This window comes from Latilactobacillus graminis DSM 20719 (genome assembly GCF_001436415.1).
In the GTDB taxonomy this organism is placed as follows: domain Bacteria; phylum Bacillota; class Bacilli; order Lactobacillales; family Lactobacillaceae; genus Latilactobacillus; species Latilactobacillus graminis.
Map to the genome: position 1 here is coordinate 1 of NZ_AYZB01000053.1, position 353 is coordinate 353.

A 353-nucleotide genomic window follows, 5' to 3' on the forward strand; every position below is an offset into this window, starting at 1 on the left:
ACCTTAACCGCTTGTTTGTTATCTTGAGCGTTTAATGCTTTTGGTGAAATTGCTAATTCTTGGCCGGCATATGTTAATTGGAATGGAATAGCTTTTTCAAGCAAGGCAATCCCGGCCGGTGCTTTTGTTTCGACTGCTTCATAACTACCTAGGAACAATTGTTTTGTTGAAATCTTACCATCTTTACCAGTGGTAATATGATCAACCAATTGGCCTTGTTTAGCTTTTAAGGTACCGTCAGCTGCATAAATATCAGCAGTAGCTTTAATATCGAATTCAGCACCAGCTAATGCTGTTTGGCTGTATTTCAATTCATATTGCTTACCATACTTAGTGTCAGTTGCTTCGGCAGA

Annotated in this window: 1 protein-coding gene; it reads right to left on the reverse strand. The window is 39.1% G+C overall.

Annotated features, from left to right (window positions below):
• On the reverse strand, positions 1-353 hold a 353-nt coding region (locus tag FC90_RS09370; RefSeq protein ID WP_162258689.1), incomplete at both ends, for a prealbumin-like fold domain-containing protein.